At 63.7% G+C, this 16,814-nt stretch carries 18 protein-coding genes; 16 read left to right on the forward strand and 2 right to left on the reverse strand.

Annotated features, from left to right (window positions below):
• The first annotated feature begins 96 nt into the window (after window positions 1–96).
• The 15 genes from dnaN to rnhA all read left to right on the forward strand — a co-directional run bounded on the left by dnaN (window position 97) and on the right by rnhA (window position 12,442).
• Window positions 97–1,209 (forward strand): DNA polymerase III subunit beta, encoded by a 1,113-nt coding sequence (gene dnaN, locus ACOX7T_RS04340; RefSeq protein ID WP_433440232.1) that lies wholly within the window; start codon window positions 97–99, stop codon window positions 1,207–1,209.
• 2 nt (window positions 1,210–1,211) lie between these two features.
• Window positions 1,212–1,673 (forward strand): acyl-CoA thioesterase, encoded by a 462-nt coding sequence (locus ACOX7T_RS04345; protein WP_433440234.1) that lies wholly within the window; start codon window positions 1,212–1,214, stop codon window positions 1,671–1,673.
• Window positions 1,660–1,872, forward strand: a complete 213-nt coding sequence (locus ACOX7T_RS04350) for an RNA-binding S4 domain-containing protein (RefSeq protein ID WP_294551961.1) — start codon at window positions 1,660–1,662, stop codon at window positions 1,870–1,872. Before ACOX7T_RS04345 ends, ACOX7T_RS04350 begins: the two co-directional genes overlap by 14 nt.
• Window positions 1,869–2,972, forward strand: coding sequence for a DNA replication/repair protein RecF (gene recF / locus ACOX7T_RS04355; protein WP_433440237.1), 1,104 nt, complete (start codon window positions 1,869–1,871; stop codon window positions 2,970–2,972). Before ACOX7T_RS04350 ends, recF begins: the two co-directional genes overlap by 4 nt.
• Before the next feature lie 410 nt (window positions 2,973–3,382).
• Window positions 3,383–3,730, forward strand: coding sequence for a hypothetical protein (locus ACOX7T_RS04360; protein ID WP_433440239.1), 348 nt, complete (start codon window positions 3,383–3,385; stop codon window positions 3,728–3,730).
• Window positions 3,731–3,739: 9 nt separating this feature from the next.
• Entirely contained in the window at window positions 3,740–4,051 is a 312-nt protein-coding gene (locus ACOX7T_RS04365) for a Tat pathway signal protein (protein WP_433440241.1), read from the forward strand.
• A 3-nt stretch (window positions 4,052–4,054) separates the two neighbouring features.
• Window positions 4,055–4,318: an extracellular matrix regulator RemB gene (gene remB / locus ACOX7T_RS04370; RefSeq protein ID WP_433440243.1), complete on the forward strand. Its 264-nt coding sequence runs from the start codon at window positions 4,055–4,057 to the stop codon at window positions 4,316–4,318.
• A 40-nt stretch (window positions 4,319–4,358) separates the two neighbouring features.
• Window positions 4,359–4,781, forward strand: a complete 423-nt coding sequence (locus tag ACOX7T_RS04375) for a PH domain-containing protein (RefSeq protein ID WP_433440245.1) — start codon at window positions 4,359–4,361, stop codon at window positions 4,779–4,781.
• A 42-nt stretch (window positions 4,782–4,823) separates the two neighbouring features.
• The gene (locus ACOX7T_RS04380; RefSeq protein WP_433440246.1) at window positions 4,824–5,624 is read left to right on the forward strand and encodes a hypothetical protein; all 801 of its coding nucleotides are present in this window, start codon (window positions 4,824–4,826) and stop codon (window positions 5,622–5,624) included.
• A 100-nt stretch (window positions 5,625–5,724) separates the two neighbouring features.
• Complete coding sequence (gene gyrB, locus ACOX7T_RS04385; protein WP_433440248.1) at window positions 5,725–7,674, forward strand: DNA topoisomerase (ATP-hydrolyzing) subunit B; 1,950 nt, start codon at window positions 5,725–5,727, stop codon at window positions 7,672–7,674.
• Between the two features lie 158 nt (window positions 7,675–7,832).
• Window positions 7,833–8,471: a hypothetical protein gene (locus ACOX7T_RS04390; RefSeq protein WP_006570978.1), complete on the forward strand. Its 639-nt coding sequence runs from the start codon at window positions 7,833–7,835 to the stop codon at window positions 8,469–8,471.
• A gap of 45 nt (window positions 8,472–8,516) precedes the next feature.
• Window positions 8,517–8,828, forward strand: a complete 312-nt coding sequence (locus tag ACOX7T_RS04395; RefSeq protein ID WP_433440250.1) for a hypothetical protein — start codon at window positions 8,517–8,519, stop codon at window positions 8,826–8,828.
• A gap of 26 nt (window positions 8,829–8,854) precedes the next feature.
• Window positions 8,855–11,407 (forward strand): DNA gyrase subunit A, encoded by a 2,553-nt coding sequence (gyrA, locus tag ACOX7T_RS04400; RefSeq protein WP_433440252.1) that lies wholly within the window; start codon window positions 8,855–8,857, stop codon window positions 11,405–11,407.
• 151 nt (window positions 11,408–11,558) lie between these two features.
• A complete protein-coding gene (locus tag ACOX7T_RS04405; protein ID WP_433440254.1) occupies window positions 11,559–11,966 on the forward strand; it encodes a hypothetical protein in 408 nt (135 codons plus the stop codon).
• Window positions 11,967–12,004: 38 nt separating this feature from the next.
• Entirely contained in the window at window positions 12,005–12,442 is a 438-nt protein-coding gene (rnhA, locus tag ACOX7T_RS04410; protein WP_433440256.1) for a ribonuclease HI, read from the forward strand.
• 191 nt (window positions 12,443–12,633) lie between these two features.
• On the opposite strand, the gene ACOX7T_RS04415 is transcribed toward rnhA, so the two are convergent.
• Both ACOX7T_RS04415 and ACOX7T_RS04420 read right to left on the reverse strand, forming a co-directional pair.
• Window positions 12,634–13,281, reverse strand: a complete 648-nt coding sequence (locus tag ACOX7T_RS04415; protein ID WP_433440258.1) for a pentapeptide repeat-containing protein — start codon at window positions 13,279–13,281, stop codon at window positions 12,634–12,636.
• Window positions 13,282–13,400: 119 nt separating this feature from the next.
• Window positions 13,401–15,341 (reverse strand): FAD-binding protein, encoded by a 1,941-nt coding sequence (locus tag ACOX7T_RS04420; protein ID WP_433440260.1) that lies wholly within the window; start codon window positions 15,339–15,341, stop codon window positions 13,401–13,403.
• 194 nt (window positions 15,342–15,535) lie between these two features.
• Between ACOX7T_RS04420 and ACOX7T_RS04425 the strand changes: the two genes are divergently transcribed.
• Window positions 15,536–16,807 carry a helix-turn-helix transcriptional regulator gene (locus ACOX7T_RS04425; protein ID WP_433440262.1) on the forward strand — a complete coding sequence of 424 codons (1,272 nt, stop codon included), beginning with the start codon at window positions 15,536–15,538 and terminating at the stop codon, window positions 16,805–16,807.
• Window positions 16,808–16,814: the final 7 nt, after the last annotated feature.

Below are 16,814 nucleotides of genomic sequence, written 5' to 3' on the forward strand. Positions count from 1 at the left end.
CACATCCACATTCCCTACTACGGTTACTACGAATCTATATAGCCTCTCCTCTCCTGATCGCGCCGAGAGGAGAGACGGAAACGGAGGTTCCATTCCATGAAATTCACCTGTGAGAAGGCCCTGCTCCAGTCCGCCATCTCCACCTCCAGCCGGGCCGTCTCCCCCAAGAGCTCCATTCCCGCTCTGGAGGGCATCCTGCTGGAGGCCGGCAGCGAGCTGCGCCTCACCGGCTATAACCTGGAGACCGGCATCCGTACCATTGTCCCCGCCGATATCCAGAGCCAGGGCTCCCTGGTGCTCTCCGCCCGCCTCTTCGGTGAGATCATCCGCAAGCTGCCCGACGACACCGTCATCTTCACCGCCGAGAACTATATGGTCAACATCAAGTGCGGCATGAGCGAGTTCAACATCCTGGGCACCGACCCGGAGGAGTTCCCCGAGCTGCCCACCGTGGAGTATCAGAACTCCTTTGTCATTACCCAGGAGCGGCTCAAGGCCATGATCGGCCAGACCCTCTTCGCCGTCAGCGACAACGAGAGCCGCCCCATCCATACCGGCTCCCTCTTCGAGGTGGACGAGAACGGCCTGACCGTGGTGTCTGTGGACGGCTACCGGCTGGCTCTGCGCCACGAGCCCATCGACAAGAAGGAGGGCGAGGCCTCCTTCTCCTTCGTGGTGCCCGGCGCCGCCCTCAGCGAGGTGGAGAAAATCTGCTCCCAGGTGGACGAGCCCGCCTCGGTCACCCAGGGCGCCCGCCACGTCATGTTCAAGGTGGGCGACACCATGCTGGTGGCCCGCCGTCTGGAGGGCGAGTTCCTGGCCTACCGCCAGGCCGTGCCCCGCAACAACCCCATCCACATCGAGGGCGACACCCGGGCCCTGCTGGCCTCCATCGACCGCGTCTCCCTCATTATCAGCGACAAGCTCAAGAGCCCCCTGCGCTGCATCTTTGAGGAGAACCTGCTGAAAATCTCCACCAAGACCGCCATCGGCGACGCCCGGGACGAGTGCCCCGTGTCCGGCGACGGCAAGGGCCTGGAGATCGGCTTCAACAACAAGTACCTGATGGACGCCCTCAAGGCCGCTCCCGCCGACCGGGTCCGGCTGGAGCTGTCCACCGGCGTGTCCCCCTGTGTTATCCTGCCCGACGACGGGGGCGACAACTTCCTCTATATGGTGCTGCCCGTCCGGCTGAAGGCGGGCGAATAACCGTGGAACCTGTTGCAATCAAGCCCTACCTGAGAAAGGTCCAGTTCTACGAGACCGACGGCATGGGCATCGTCCACCACGCCAACTACATCTACTGGATGGAGGAGGCCCGCACCGATTTGATGGACCAGCTGGGCTGGGGGTACGACAAGGCGGTGGAGGCGGGCATCGACTTCGCCCTCACCGAGGTCAACTGCAAGTACCGGTCCATGACCCCCTTCGGGGAGACGGTGGCCATTGCCGTCACCGTCTCCAGGCTCACCCCCGCCCGGGTGGACCTGCACTACGATATCACCAGCACCGCCGACGGCACCCTCCGGGCGGAGGGAGAGAGCAGACACTTTTTCTATGACCGGGCCAAGGGGGCCCCAGTGGCCCTGAAAAAGGCGCTGCCTGAGGTGTACGAGCGCCTGGCCGCCCTGCTGGGCCACCCGGAAGAGAGGAAAGACAATGGAAAAGCATGAAGTGAAGATTACCACCGAGTTCATCAAGCTGGAGGGACTGCTCAAGTTCTCCGGCGTGGCCGAGACCGGCGGTGAGGCCAAGAACATCATCCAGGCCGGCGACGTGTCCGTCAACGGCGAGGTGTGCACCATGCGGGGCAAGAAGGTCCGTCCCGGCGACGTGGTCACCCTGCCCGGCCTGGAGCTGACCGTGGTATGATAGTAAAGTCCATTACCCTGGACTTTTTCCGCAACTACCCCCACCTGGAGACTACCTTTTCCCCTGACGTCAACGTCATCTGCGGGGAGAACGCCCAGGGCAAGACCAACCTGCTGGAGGCCATCGGTTACCTGTCCACCGCCTCCAGCCGCCGGGCCCGGTACGACCGGGAGCTGATTCAGTTCGGCGTGGACCACGCCTTTGTGAAGGCGGAGGTCTTTTCCCGGGAAAGGGACTTCACCCTGGAGGCCAGGCTGGGCCGGAACACCCGGCGGCAGCTGCTGTCCAATGGCGTGAGGCTGAAAACCGCCGGTGAGCTGGCGGGGGTGCTCAATACCGTGTTCTTCTGCCCGGAGGATTTGATGCTCATCCGGGAGGGGGCGGCGGAGCGCCGCCGGTTCCTGGACGAGTGCATCTGCCAGCTGCGGCCCCGGTACGCCGCAGCCCTGGCTGAGTACCGCCGCCTCCACGAGCAGAAGACCCGTATCCTGCGGGACTGGGAGGAGAAGCCCTCCCTGCTGGATACGCTGGACGACTTCAATTTGAGAATGGCCCAGACCGGCGCCATCCTCATCCACTACCGGGCCCACTTTGTCCGCCGCCTGCGGGAGACCGCGCCGACCATCCACCGGGAGTTTTCCGGCGGCCGGGAGGAGCTGGGGCTGAAATACGAGACGGTGAGCACGGTGACCGACCCGGAAGGGGGCGTGAAGGACATTCTGTCCGCCCTCATCGCCCACCAGGAGAGCCACCGGCGGGCGGAGCTGGAATCCCGTCAGTGCCTGTCCGGGCCGCATAAGGACGATTTGACCGTGGAGCTGGGGGGCGTGGCCGCCCGGCAGTTTGCCTCCCAGGGGCAGACCCGTACAGCGGCATTGTCCCTCAAGCTGGCTGCCCGTGAGATTTTTTACGGCGACACCGGCGAGTGGCCCGTGCTGCTGCTGGACGACGTGCTCTCTGAGCTGGACCAGCGGCGGCAGAGCTTCGTGCTCAACCGCATCAAGGGCGGACAGGTGTTCATCACCTGCTGCGAGGACGAAAAGCTGGAGCATCTGGAGGGCGGCAAGGTGCTGCGCATCCATAACGGCGCGCTGGTGTGAGCAGAACCTGAAACACGGCGCAAAGACTGTGTGCGGCATTGAGAAAAGTTGTTGAATTGCAGAGACTTTCAAGTCTGGTCGGGTAACGCTGCTCGGGCAGAGGAGTAACGACGCCAAACAGCCGAACCGGCAAGCAACTGCTTTCAAATACGGCGGCTGCTTGAACCCCACCGCCGCCGGACGTACTCCGAAAGGGGTCCGGGGAAACGGGGGCATTTGGCCCTGAAAGGGCCCTCTGCCCCTGTGTCCCCGGCGGCTTTTGGGTACTTTTCGCCGGAGAAAAGTACTCCGTCGGAGACCGCCCCCCGCAGGTTCTGAGCAAATTGGCGGTCTTCCCCTCATCCGCCCCCTTCGGGGGCACCTTCCCCCAGGGGAAGGCTTTGAAAACCCCACAAAAGGAGGTTTCCGGCATGTTCCATCTGCTTCTGGCAGCCCCAGTACTGGCAGTGTACGGCGCTGCGGCCATCTTCGTGCTGTCCCTCCCCTTCTGGGTGGGCGGCCTGCTCCAGCTGGTGCTCACCGTGTTCTGCCGGAAAAAGCCGGTGTATGCCATCCCGGCGGTGCTGGGCGTGGCTGGGGTGATTGCCTCTGCCGTGAAGCTGGTTCCCTCCGTGGGCGTCGGCCCGGTGGCGGTGTACTGGCTGCTGTATTTCGTGGAGCTGCTGCTGATTTTCCTGGTGGTCTACAACATCAAACGTGCCGTTTTGGGCCTGATAGCCAAGAAAAAGGCAAGTACAGACGCCAAAAACGGCGGATAAGGGAGCGCTATGCCCATTTTAATTCTGTTCTGCCTGCTGCCGCTGGCCCTGGGTGCTGCGGCGGAGTATGCGGCTTACCGCTTCGCCCGGCGGAAGCTGTGGCGGTGGGCGCCGCCCCTGGTGTGCCTGGCGGTGACGCTCTCGGTGCTGGCCGCCCGGTTCTTCGGCTGGTCGGACACCGGCGGCGCGCCCCTGGAGACCCTGCTCTTTGTGCCCGGCCTGCCGGCGGCGCTGGTGTTCCTGGGGCTGTACCTGGGGCGGCGGCTGTACAAGCGGCTGTGGGACCCCAGGGTCATTGACGACGACGGCAAAGGAGGTTGAGCCGTGTATCTGCATTTGGGACAGTCGGTGGTGGTGCCCTACCGGGACGTCATCGGCCTGTTTGACCTGGACAACACCTCCTCCTCCCACCTGACCCGGAAATTTCTGGAGCGGGCGGAGAAGGAGGGCAGGGTGGTGCCGGTTGGCGACGACATCCCCAAGTCCTTTGTGGTGTGCGGGGACAAGGGGCGGGGACAGACCGTCTACCTCTCCCAGATGGCCACCGCCACCCTGCTCCGCCGGGCGGAGAACAACAGCTTTGAGTGAGGGGGGGCATCCCCCCAGCCCAGGGAAAGGAGTGAACAGCATGGCATTGGACCCCATCAACTACCTGTGGAAGGACCGGAAGCGGATTCTGGGCCTGCCCATCACCTTTACCCGGTACCGGCTCAGCGAGGACCGGATTTTCCGGGAGACCGGCCTGTTCAACCTGAAGGAGGAGGAGGTGCTCCTCTACCGGGTGCGGGATTTGGAGCTGAAGCGGTCCCTGTTTCAGCGGATTTTCGGCGTGGGCACCGTGTGCGTCCACTCCTCGGACAAGACCACCCCGCACCTGGACCTGCTGAACATCAAGAACCCCAGGGAGGTCAAGGAGCTGCTTCACCGGCAGGTGGAGGAGATGAAGCTGTCCCGCCGGATGCGCACCACCGAGCTGCTGGGCAGCGAGGAGGGCCAGGAGGGCGCGGACCCGGACGGCTTTATGGACGAGGACGATGACAGCCTGGAGTAACCCTCCGGCAGAGCCTCAAGAGAAAGAGATGGAGGCAGATACATGAAGCGGCTCTATTTGGCCCTTTTTCTTGGAATGACTCTGGTGCTGAGCGCCTGCGGCGCAGGAAATCAGGCCGCCCCAGGCGGCCAGAGCAGCCCCACGCCCTCCCCTACGGCGGAGCTGTCCGAGGAGTCCGTACCCGCTGCCGCCCAGCCGGCGGAAAACCAGGCCCAGAAGGTGGCCCAGACCGACAGCGCGGATTACACCATTGAGCGTCAGGACCGGTCGGTGGCCAACAAGGACGGCTCCACGGCCCTGTCCTGGTATTACGACCTGGTGCAGCTCACCGGGGACACGCCGGAGATTCAGGCCATCAACGACAGCCTGAACAGCCACTGTGACGAGTTTTTCGCCGACAACAGCGGGAATCTCCCCCTGGAGAAGCGGGCCGACGACCTGTGGCTCAACACCATGGACGCGGCGGTCACCCAGAACGGGGACGGGCTGCTGAGTGTGTGTATGACCCGGACCTGGTACATGGGCGGCGTGGCCAATACGGATTATCTGGGCTATACCTATGACCTGGCCACCGGCGAGGAGCTGGGGCTGGCCGGCCTGACCAGCCAGGACCCCGACACCCTGGCCACCACCCTGCGGGAGATTGTAAAGGCCTACATGGCCGGACAGCCGGAGGCGGGCTGGTGGGATGACGCGGCGGATATGGTGGACAGCCGCAGCCTGGAGGACATGATGTTCTGGGTGAACAGCGGGGAGATTGTGCTGTGCTTCTCCACCTACGACCTGTCCCCCGGGGCCTACGGCCCCGTCATCATCCCCACCGGGGTCATGGCCGAGCACTGAATAGATTGAAAACCAACAGCAGCTGCGTGTGGCGCGTGGGAGCGGACAAGGCCCGTTTCCAGGCGCCACACCCAGCGCGTAAGAACAAGCGGAGGTTATTATGTCTGACGAGTTAGAACTGGAACAGAGCGCCACTCAGGTGGACCACGAGTACGGCGGCAGCGAGATTCAGGTGCTGGAGGGCCTGGAGGCCGTGCGCAAGCGGCCCGGTATGTATATCGGCTCCACCTCCTCCTCGGGTCTGCACCATCTGGTGTACGAAATCGTGGACAACTCCATCGACGAGGCCCTGGCCGGCTACTGCGACCGTATCGACGTGGCCATTCTGGAGGGTGACATCATCTCCGTCACCGACAACGGCCGCGGCATCCCCGTGGATATCCAGCCCCAGACCGGCCTGCCCGCTCTGGAGGTGGTGTTCACCATCCTCCACGCCGGCGGCAAGTTCGGCGGCGGCGGCTACAAGGTGTCCGGCGGCCTGCACGGCGTGGGCGCCAGCGTGGTCAACGCCCTCTCCGAGTGGCTGGAGGTGCGCGTCTACAAGGACGGCAAAATCCACGAGATGAAGTTCTCCCGTGGCAAGGTCACCCAAAATATGACCATCGTGGGCGAGACCGACCGCCACGGCACCGAGGTGGTGTTCAAGCCCGACCCCGAGATGTTTGAGGACACGGTCTATGACTACGAAATCCTCCACACCCGCATGCGGGAGGAGGCCTTCCTCAACGCGGGACTGAAGATTGTCATTCAGGACCGCCGTCCCGGCATGGAGCAGGAGGACACCATGCACTATGAGGGCGGTATCCGGGAGTTTGTGTCCTTCATCAACAAGAACAAGACCCCCATCCACGACGGCGTCATCTATATGTCCGGCATGAAGGACGACTCCATCGCGGAGATTGCCCTGCAGTACACCGACACTTACAACGAGATTCTGGTGTCCTTCGCCAACAACGTCCACACCCCCGAGGGCGGCATGCACGAGACCGGCTTCAAGCAGGCCCTGACCAACGTGCTCAACGCCTACGGCAAGAAGATGAAAATCCTCAAGGACGAGGAGAAGGTGTCCGGCGAGGACTGCCGTGAGGGCCTCACCGCGGTCATCTCGGTGAAGCTGACCGAGGCCCAGTTCGAGGGCCAGACCAAGGCCAAGCTGGGCAACGCCCACATCCGTACCCTGGTGAGCACCCTGGTCAGCGAGAAGCTGGAGGAGTTCCTGGAGGAGAATCCGGCGGTGGGCAAGGCCATCCTGGACAAGGCCCTCACCGCCTCCCGTGCCCGTGAGGCCGCCCGGAAAGCCAGAGAGTCGGTGCGGCGCAAGACCGCCCTGGGCGGCGCCGCCATGCCCGACAAGCTGCGTGACTGCAACGAGGTCAACCCGGAGCTCACCGAGCTCTACATCGTCGAGGGCGATTCCGCAGGCGGCTCCGCCACCCAGGGCCGTGACTCCCGGTTCCAGGCCATCCTCCCCCTGTGGGGCAAGATGCTCAACGTGGAGAAGGCCCGTGCCGACAAGGTCTACGGCAACGACAAGCTCCAGCCCGTCATCACCGCCCTGGGCGCGGGCATCGGCGACGAGTTCGACGTGTCCAAGCTGCGCTATCACAAGGTCATCATCATGGCCGATGCCGACGTGGACGGCGCCCATATCCGTACCCTGCTGCTCACCTTCTTCTTCCGCTTCATGCGGCCCCTCATTGAGAACGGCTATGTGTACTCCGCCGTGCCGCCCCTGTACAAGCTGACCCGGGGCAAGACCACCCGTGTGGCCTTCTCCGACGAGGAGCGCGACCAGGTCTCCGCCGAGCTGCGGGGCGACAACCCCAACGCCAAGGTGGACATCAGCCGCTTCAAGGGTCTGGGCGAGATGAACCCCCACGAGCTGTGGGAGACTACCATGGACCCGGAGAAGCGCACCCTGCGCCGCATTGAGCTGGACGACGCCGTGGCCGCCGACGCCACCTTCACCATTCTCATGGGCGAGAAGGTGGAGCCCCGCAAGGAGTTCATTGAGAAGAACGCCAAGTACGCAGTGAATCTGGACTACTAAGGAGGTGGAGGATGAAAAAACGCGCCCTTTTTGCTGCACTGGGGCTGACGTTGGCTCTTACAGCCTGTGCCGCGGAGCCTGGCGGGCCCGCTTCCTCCACTCCTGCGCCCGAATCCACTCCCCCAGATGCCTCTGAACCCGCAGCGGCAGGGCCTGTTGTGGAAAAAGCCGGGGCCCGGCAGGCTTTTTCCGCCGCCCTGGAGCGGGTGCTCCGGGATCGCATTTTGCCCGACGGAACGGATTACAGCGCCGGTGCCGAGCTGTATCCCAACACGGAGGAGAACCAGTTTGCCGTCTGCGATGTGGACGGGGACGGGGCGGAGGAGCTGATCCTGCTCTACAACAATATCATGATGGCCGGTGTCCGGGGATTTGTCTACTCCTGGGACGAGGAGACCGGAGCGGTGGGCGTCCAGCTGGAGGGGATGCCCAGGCTGGTGTTCTATGAGAGCGGGGCGGTTGAGTCCCTCGCGGCTCACAACCAGCGGATGATGAGCGGGACCTTCTGGCCCTATTCCATCTACCGCTATGACAGCTATCTGGACACCTATCTGGATGTGGGCTCGGTGTACGCCTGGAGCCGGGAGGCGCTGGAGAACGGCTACCCGGAGGAGGCCGATACCAGCGGCACCGGCACTGTGTACTATATCGCGACCGACGGAGGAGACAGCACGGAGCCCCTGGACGCCTCCGTCTACGAGGCGTGGCGCTATGTCTACGTGCGGGACGGTCGGCAGATCCAGCCGGAGTACCTGTCTCTGACCGAGGAGAACATCCGGTGTCTGCTGGAGGAGTAAAGGCCCCGCCGTTCAAAAAGAGAATTCCACGCAAGGAGGAACACCATGGAGCTGCTGTCCGCTCCCCTGCCCGGCACGGAGTCCGTCACACCGCCCTATGGCACCTCCCTGGCCCTGGCGCTGGTCCTGTTCCTGACCTTTGCCGCCCTCCAGGCCCTGCTGTGGGGCCGGGTGAGGCGGCTGTGGCTGCGGCTGGCGCCCCTGTGGCTGTCCGGCCTGCTGTGCCTGGTGTTCCTGCTGTGCGTCATCAACCTGTACCATCCCTATGAGACGGGATTTGCCCTGTTCTGCGCCCTGGCCTGCCTGCTGGGTTCCTTGGCGGGCGCGGCCTGCGGCTGGCTCAGAAGGAGAAAATGAGCCTCTAACAAGGAGGAAATAGATTCATGAGCAAGAAGCCCCAATACGACCCGGAGGAGATTCGCTACCCCAATCAGCACATTGAGGTGTCTCCCCTGGTGCCGGAGATGGAAAAATCCTATATTGAGTACGCCATGAGCGTAATCGTGGGCCGTGCCCTGCCCGACGTGCGGGACGGCCTGAAGCCGGTGCACCGCCGCATCCTGTACGCCATGTACGAGGACAACCTGACGGCGGACAAGCCCTTCAAGAAGTCGGCCACCTGCGTGGGCGACGTGCTGGGCCGGTACCACCCCCACGGCGACGCCAGCGTCTACGACGCCCTGGTCCGACTGGCCCAGGACTTCTCCATGCGCTACATGCTGGTGGACGGCCACGGCAACTTCGGCTCCATCGACGGCGATCCCCCGGCCGCCTACCGTTACACCGAGGCCCGTCTGAGCAAAATCTCCGACGAGATGCTCCGGGACATCGAGAAGGACACGGTGGACTGGGACCCCAACTTTGACGAGACCCGGAAGGAGCCCAAGGTGCTCCCCTCCCGGTTCCCCAACCTGCTGGTCAACGGCTCCAGCGGCATCGCCGTTGGTATGGCCACCAATATCCCGCCCCACAATCTGACCGAGGTCATCAACGCCACCATCTGCGTGCTGGACAACCCCGAGGCCGAGCTGTGCGACCTGATGGAGCACATCAAGGGCCCCGACTTCCCCACCAAGGGCATCATCATGGGCCGGTCCGGCATCCGGGCCGCCTACGCCACCGGCCGTGGCCGTCTGTGCGTCCGTGCCCGCACCGAGTTTGAGGAGTTCGGCAAGGACCGCACCCGCATCATCGTCACCGAGATTCCCTACCAGGTCAACAAGCGCATGCTCATCAAGAACATGGCCGACCAGGTGGAGGACAAGCGTCTGGACGGCATTTCCGACATCCGGGACGAGTCCGACCGCAACGGCATGCGCATCGTCATCGAGCTCAAGCGTGACGCCAACCCCCAGGTGGTGCTCAACCGGCTCTTTGCCCAGACCCAGCTCCAGACCACCTTTGCCATCAACATGCTGGCCCTGGTGGAGACGGGCGGCAAGCTCCAGCCCCGTATCCTCTCCCTGCGCCACATCCTGGACGAGTATATCGCCTACCAGGAGCAGGTCATCATCCGCCGCACCAAGTACGACCTGAAGAAGGCCCAGGAGCGCGCTCACCTGCTGGAGGGCCTGCTCATCGCCCAGGACAACATCGACGAGGTCATCCACATCATCCGCTCCCGGTACGACGACGCCAAGGAGAAGCTGATGGAGCGCTTCTCCCTGGACGACGTCCAGGCCCAGGCCATCCTGGACATGCGCCTCAAGGCCCTCCAGGGACTGGACCGGGAGAAGCTGGAGAACGAGTACAAGGAGCTGGAGGCCCGCATCGCCTACTACCAGCAGCTGCTGGGCTCTGAGGAGATGCTCCGGGGCGTGCTGAAGGACGAGCTGATTGCCATCCGGGACAAGTACGGCGACGAGCGCGTCACCGAAATTCAGGACGTGGAGGACGAGATCGACATCGAGGACCTCATCGAGGAGGAGGAGTGCGTCTTCACCCTCACCGCCGGCGGCTATATCAAGCGCCTGCCCGCCTCCACCTACAAGACCCAGCGCCGTGGCGGCAAGGGCATCACCGCCATGGCCACCAAGGAGGAGGACTATGTGGACACGGTGTTCACCGCCTCCACCCACGACTTCATCCTCTTCTTCACCAATAAGGGCCGGGTCCACCGGAAGAAGGGCTATCAGATTCCCGAGGCGGGCCGCATGGCCAAGGGCACCAATCTGGTGAACATCCTGCCCGTGGAGAGCGGCGAGAAGGTCACCGCCATGATCCACCTGCGGGAGTTCCCCGAGGACCGGTATCTCACCATGGTCACCCGGAACGGCACGGTGAAGCGCATCCAGCTCTCCGCCATCAACACCGCCCGCAAGGCGGGTATCCGCTGCATCACTCTGGACGAGGGCGACGAGCTGATTGCCGTCCGGGAGACCGACGGCGACCAGGCCATCCTCATCGCCACCCACGACGGCATGTCCATCTGCTTCAAGGAGACCGACGTGCGCTGCATGGGCCGTGACGCCTGCGGCGTCCGTGGCATCAAGCTCCGTGAGGGCGACTACGTCATCGGCGCCGCCCGTGCCAAGCGGGAGCACCAGGTGCTTATGGTCACCGAGAACGGCTACGGCAAGCGGACCGACATGGACGAGTATATCCGCTCCGACGGTCCCCAGAACCGTGGCGGCTACGGCCTGAAGGGCTACAACGTCACCGAGAAGACCGGCCCCGTGGTGGGCGTCAAGGTGGTCAGCGACGCCGACGATATCCTGGTCATCAACGACGCGGGCGTCATCATCCGTATGGCGGTGTCCGGCATCTCCACCTATGGCCGTGCCGCCCAGGGCGTGAAGCTGATGAACCTGGATGAAGGTGTAAAGGTCATTTCCTTTGCCCGCACCGAGCACGAGGACGAGGAGGCCGCTCAGGAGGAAGAGACTCCCGGCGTTGACGCCTCTGTTTCCACGCCTTCTGAGCCTGTTGTGGAATAAAAACAGCGATTTCTGAGCCAATAACGGCTCCGGCGGCCTTTGGGCGGGACATCCGGCCCCGCCGGCCGCCCGGTTCTCCCCAAAACATGGCCCAGATGTGGAAAAAAACCACTGTTTGTTGATTGTCACCTGTGGAGAAAAGGAGGAGCCTATGAACCGCAGACGCAGACGCATGACCGTCCGCCCCAGCAAGGGCATGATCACCTTCAGCCGGGTGTTCGGCGGGATTTTCGCCGCAGTGGCCCTGGGATTTGTGTATATCGGCGTCACAGAGCTGCTGCCCAACGCCGGGCCCTTCGGCCTGATCTGGATCCTGATGGCCCTGTGCTTTGCGGGCGTGGGGATTTACGGCGCCTGCAACAAGAAGGGCATGTACTTCTCCTACGAGTGGAGCATCGACGAGGAGACCGAGGGGGACTCCCCTGTCCCGCCCTCTGAGGGCCCCGCCGCTCACAGCGCCGAGGCCCGTCTGGCCGAGCTCCAGCGGCTCTACGATCAGCACCTCATCACCTCCCGGGAGTTTGAGGAGAAGCGCCAGGAGATCCTCCGAGACCTGTAAAGCGCCTTCCTCCAGCGGAAGGCAGAGATAGGAGCACTATGAAGACAGTCACAATCTATACCGACGGCGCCTGTTCGGGCAACCCCGGTCCGGGCGGCTGGGGAGCCATCCTGATGTACGGCACGTTCAAGAAGGAGCTCTCCGGCGGCGAGGGCCACACCACCAACAACCGCATGGAGCTGACCGGGGTTATCACGGCCCTGGAGGCCCTCAAGGAGCCCTGCGTGGTGGAGCTGTACTCCGACTCCAAGTATGTCATTGACGCCCTCCAGAAGGGCTGGGCCAGGAGCTGGAAGGCCAAGGGCTGGATAAAGGCGGACAAGAAGCCCGCCCTGAACCCGGACCTGTGGGAGCGGCTGCTCTCGCTGTGCGAGCGCCACACCGTCAACCTCCACTGGGTCAAGGGCCACGCCAGCAACCCGTACAACAACCGCTGTGACGAGTTGGCGGTTGCGGAGAGCAGGAAGTATAAATAACAAAACAGCCCGGATCGCTGGATATTTCCAGCGATCCGGGCTGTTTTCGCTACTCTCATATGAAAATATATCTCGCCTGGCCTGTTTACGGTTGTTTCAAACCAAATGGACGAAATAATGCAACAAAAGAGGGGTAGATCACCGGAAATTCCGGTGATCCACCCCGTTTCTGATCAGAAAGCGCGGTGTATCTACTCCTTGATGATAACCCCGAACCGTCTGGCCAGCTGTGCGGCCTGGAACAGGTCCACCACCGCGCCCTTCAGCTCCCCGGCGGAGGCGGAGAACACTGGCTCGGTGAGGGTGCAGGAGGTCAGGTCCACCCCGGCCAGAGGGGTCTGGAAGAAGTTCACCCGGGTGAGCACGCACCGCTCCAGCGTGAGGCCCTTGACCCGGCAGCCGGACAGGGCGGCCTCCTCCATGGAGCAGTCCCGGAAGGCCACGTCCCGCAGGGCGGCGGCGTTGCAGTTGGCCAGGTCCAGGCGGCAGCGGGAGAATACCACATCCCGGAGGGCTGCGCCGGAGAAATCAGCCCCCAGGACCTTGCAATCCTCCAGGGCGCAGCGGGTCAGGCTGGCCTTCGTAAAGCGGCACTGGGACAGGTCGCAGTCCTGAAAGATTACGTCCCGGAGGGTGGCGGCGGCAAAGAAGCACCCGGTCAGCCTGCACCGGACAAAGCGGCAGCCGGACAGCTCCAGCTCGGCAAAATCCTCCCCTGTGACGGTCTGACCCACAAAGTCCACGCCCTCCAGGCACTCCCCTTCCTCCACAGCCGTAATGGCCAGGGTCAGAAGGTCCCCGGGCTCCCCTGCCGCGGGCAGAACCGGCGCTTTGGGCATGGCGCATCCCTCCCTTTTTACGTACCAACAGAGTACCACGCCCGGCGGAAGAATACAAGAAATTGAAAAGCAGGGGGACAGCGGCTGCTGTCCCCCTGCGGGATGTAGAGAGGCTTGGATTACTTGACCTGGGACAGGGCGTCCTCCACGGCCTCCTTGATGGCGTTGCTGGTGATGGTGGCGCCGGAGACGCCCTCCACGTCGGTGGAGTTGGCCTCCACGATGGCGCCGGGGACGGTCTCAATGGCCTTGTCGCCGATACCCACGGTCTCGGACTGGGCCACCACTTCCACGGCGGCAATCTTGTCGCCGTCCATGGTGACCTTCACGTACAGGTCGCCGCCCATGGCGTTGTGGCTCACGCCCAGGTACTCGTTCTCGCCCAGTTCCACCTCGGGGGCCTGAGTGGAGGCGGCCAGGTCGGTCATGGCGCCCAGAGTGTACTGGATGTTGGACTCCACAGGCTGGGCAGCCTCATAGGCGGGCAGGGCGTCCTTCTCAGCCGCAGCGTTGGCGCCGGCAATCTGGCCGAACACGATGCACTCGGCGATGTTGCCGCCGCCCTGGTACTGGAAGGCAGTGATGCCGCCCAGCTCACCGGCGGAGTAGAGGTGGGGGATGGGGTTGCCCTGGACGTCCAGCACCTCGGCGTTCTCGTTGCGGCGGGGGCCGCCCTGGGTGTTCAGAATGTTGGCGCACACCTCAATGGCGTAGAAGCTGTCGCCGGTAATGGGGGACATGCTCCCGGCGGAGCGGCCGAACTCGGGGTCATAGCCGTCGGCGGCATAGCCGTTGTAGCGCTCCACGGTGGCGGTAAGGGCGTCGGGGTCCACGCCGATGAGACCGGCCAGCTCGGCGATGGAGGAGGCGTGCTCCACGGTGAGGGCGTTCTCAGGGATGGTGGCGGCCACAGAGGAGTAGACGGTCTCGTCACAGATGACATAGGAGCTGAGAGGACGGCGGACGTTCATCCAGGCGTCGCCCAGGTCGATGTGGCCGTGGCGGGTGGACTCGTCCTCGCGGAGGAAGCGGTTGCCGTCGCCGGCCACCAGGATCACGGCGCCCTTGGTCATGCCGGCGGTGGAGGCGATGCTGGCACGCTCACCCTCAGGCAGGGCGATGCAGCTGCCGCCCAGGGAGCTGATGCCCTCATAGGCCTCCATGTGCCACAGGTCGGCGCCCACCTCCAGGGCCATGGTGATGCCGTCGCCGGTGTTGTAGGTGCCGCCGATGGGGTTGGACTTGGTGATGCCCAGATAGTCGGCGAGCATCTCACGGTTGTTCTCAAAGCCGCCGCAGGCCAGGATCACGCCGTTGTCGGCCTTGATGTTGAGGGTCTCCCCTCCCCGCTCCACCTGGACGCCCAGGATGGTCTTGGTGGCGGGGTCCTGAATCAGGTGGGTGGCGGGGGACTCAAACCACACGTCAATCTGCTCGGCACGGTCGGTAACCAGCTTGCGCATCTGCTGCCAGAGGAAGCCGTCGCTGTACCCGTCGTGGAGGGTGTTCAGGCTGATGTGCTCAGCGCCGGGGAACTCGGGGTACTCGGGGGACATGCCGCCCAGAGCGGTGCCGGTCCAGTCAACGAACTGGCTCTTGTCGATGCCGAAGAGCTCGGACACCACGTCGTACATGTGGGCAATCTGCTTGGTGTAGACCTCCAGCATGGCCTCGGGGATCTCATGCTGTCCGGCCAGGGTCTTGTAGTACTCCAGGGTGGCCTCCTCGTCCTCGTCGCCGTAGACGAAGAGCTGGCCGCAGTAGCGGGTGTTGCCGCCCTCGTGGCCCTCGGGGGCCTTCTCCACCAGCAGCACGTCGGCGCCGTTGTCGGCGGCAGTGCTGGCGGCCACGGAGCCGGCGCCGCCGAAGCCTACCACCACCACGTCATACTGGCCGTCCCAGGCGATGGTGTCGGCATAGGTGTAGCTGCCGGTCTCCTGACTGGGGGCGGGAGTGCCGCTGGGCTGAGCGGACTGAGAGGGTGCGGGGTCTGCGGTGCAGCCCGTAATGAGCGAGAGGGCCAGCGCCGCCGCAAGAGAGAGCGAAAGTGCTTTTTTCATGTACCTTTCCTCCTTATATGGGACCACAGAGGTCCTGTTCATCCTCCATTATAGAGAATGTTTAATTATTAACAAGGGGGACAAATTTCATGTACTGTGTGAAAAGTGCCCCTCTCCTCTCCACAAAGCGGGGAATATCCTGTATGATATGACCAGGAAAGCAGGGATATGCTGAAAAGGAAGGAGACGGGAGCATGGAGCAGCTCTACTTCGGCCCCCTGGAGGAGAAAAACCGGATGGAGACCTACCACATCTCCAAAAGCTATCTGTACACCAGCGCCCTCAATGAGTGCCTCCACAACCACCCGGAGAGCAGCTCACGGGCCATTCTGCGCCAGTGCGGCGTGGAGCTGGACTTTGACCTGAACCGGTTCTGGTTCTGCCTCACCGGCCTGCGCAAGGAGATTTACTGGCGGATTTACGGCTATGACGCCGACCGGTACCTCCAGCTCTACGGCGGCATCCGCCGGGAGATGGTGGAGCTGCTGCGGGAGAGAAAATGGCGGGCGGACATTTTTATGGTGATGATAGAGGACGAGAAGCAGATTGCCGTCCTCATGAGCCCCTGTCCCGGGGCGGAGATTGGCCCGGAGGCCCTTGCGGAGGAGCTGGGGGCCCTGGCCCAGCGGACCTATGAGGAGAAGATGTTCCGGGGTGACAGGCGCTACTGCAACACCACTGCCCTGTCGGAGCCCCTCTCCGGCTTTGGGGACATCCGCCGGGGGTATCTCCAGACCCGTGCCCTCAACGACCTGAGCTTTTTTCGCATGGAGCCGGAGGTACTCACCGCCCGGCGGGTGGAGGAACTGCGCACCGGCGCGGACTACCAGACCGTCATGGACGGCTGCGTCCGGCTGTCCACAGTACTGGACCAGGGGGACCGGGCCGGGTGCCGGGGGGCGCTGGAGGAGCTGTTCCTCCATCTTCTCCGGGGCACGTACAGCCGCGCTCTCCTGCGGGATACCCTCTCCTTCTGCCGCCACACCCTTCAGGTCCGCTGCACCGCCCGGGGACTGATGAAGGGCCTTGATTTGGAGGCACTGTGCGGCGAGACGTCCTGCCTGCGCATTGAGGAGTGGGTGGATCGGCTCTGGCCGGTGCTGGAGCGGGTGTGCGCTGCGGTGGAGGAGCAGGGCGTGTTCAGCCGCACGGTGCTCAGCGCGGTGTACTACATCAAGAACCACTGCGGGGAGGACATTTCCCTCCCCGACATCGCCGCCTATGTGAACGTCAACCCCAACTACCTCAGCGGCAGCTTTCGGGAGAACACCGGCCTGTCGGTCCGGGACTACATCACCCGGGAGCGGGTGCATGTGGCCATGGGGCTGCTGCGGGAGGGGGATATGCGGGTGTCCGACGTGGCCGAGGCAGTGGGAATTCACGACGCCCGGTATTTCACCCGGGTGTTCCGCAGGCTCACAGGCATGAACCCGGCGGAGTACCGGGAGCAGGCCGGGACGGAATAACAAAACG

Origin of the sequence: Pseudoflavonifractor sp. (assembly GCF_050943825.1) — a bacterium.
Classification (GTDB): Bacteria; Bacillota; Clostridia; order Oscillospirales; family Oscillospiraceae; genus Pseudoflavonifractor.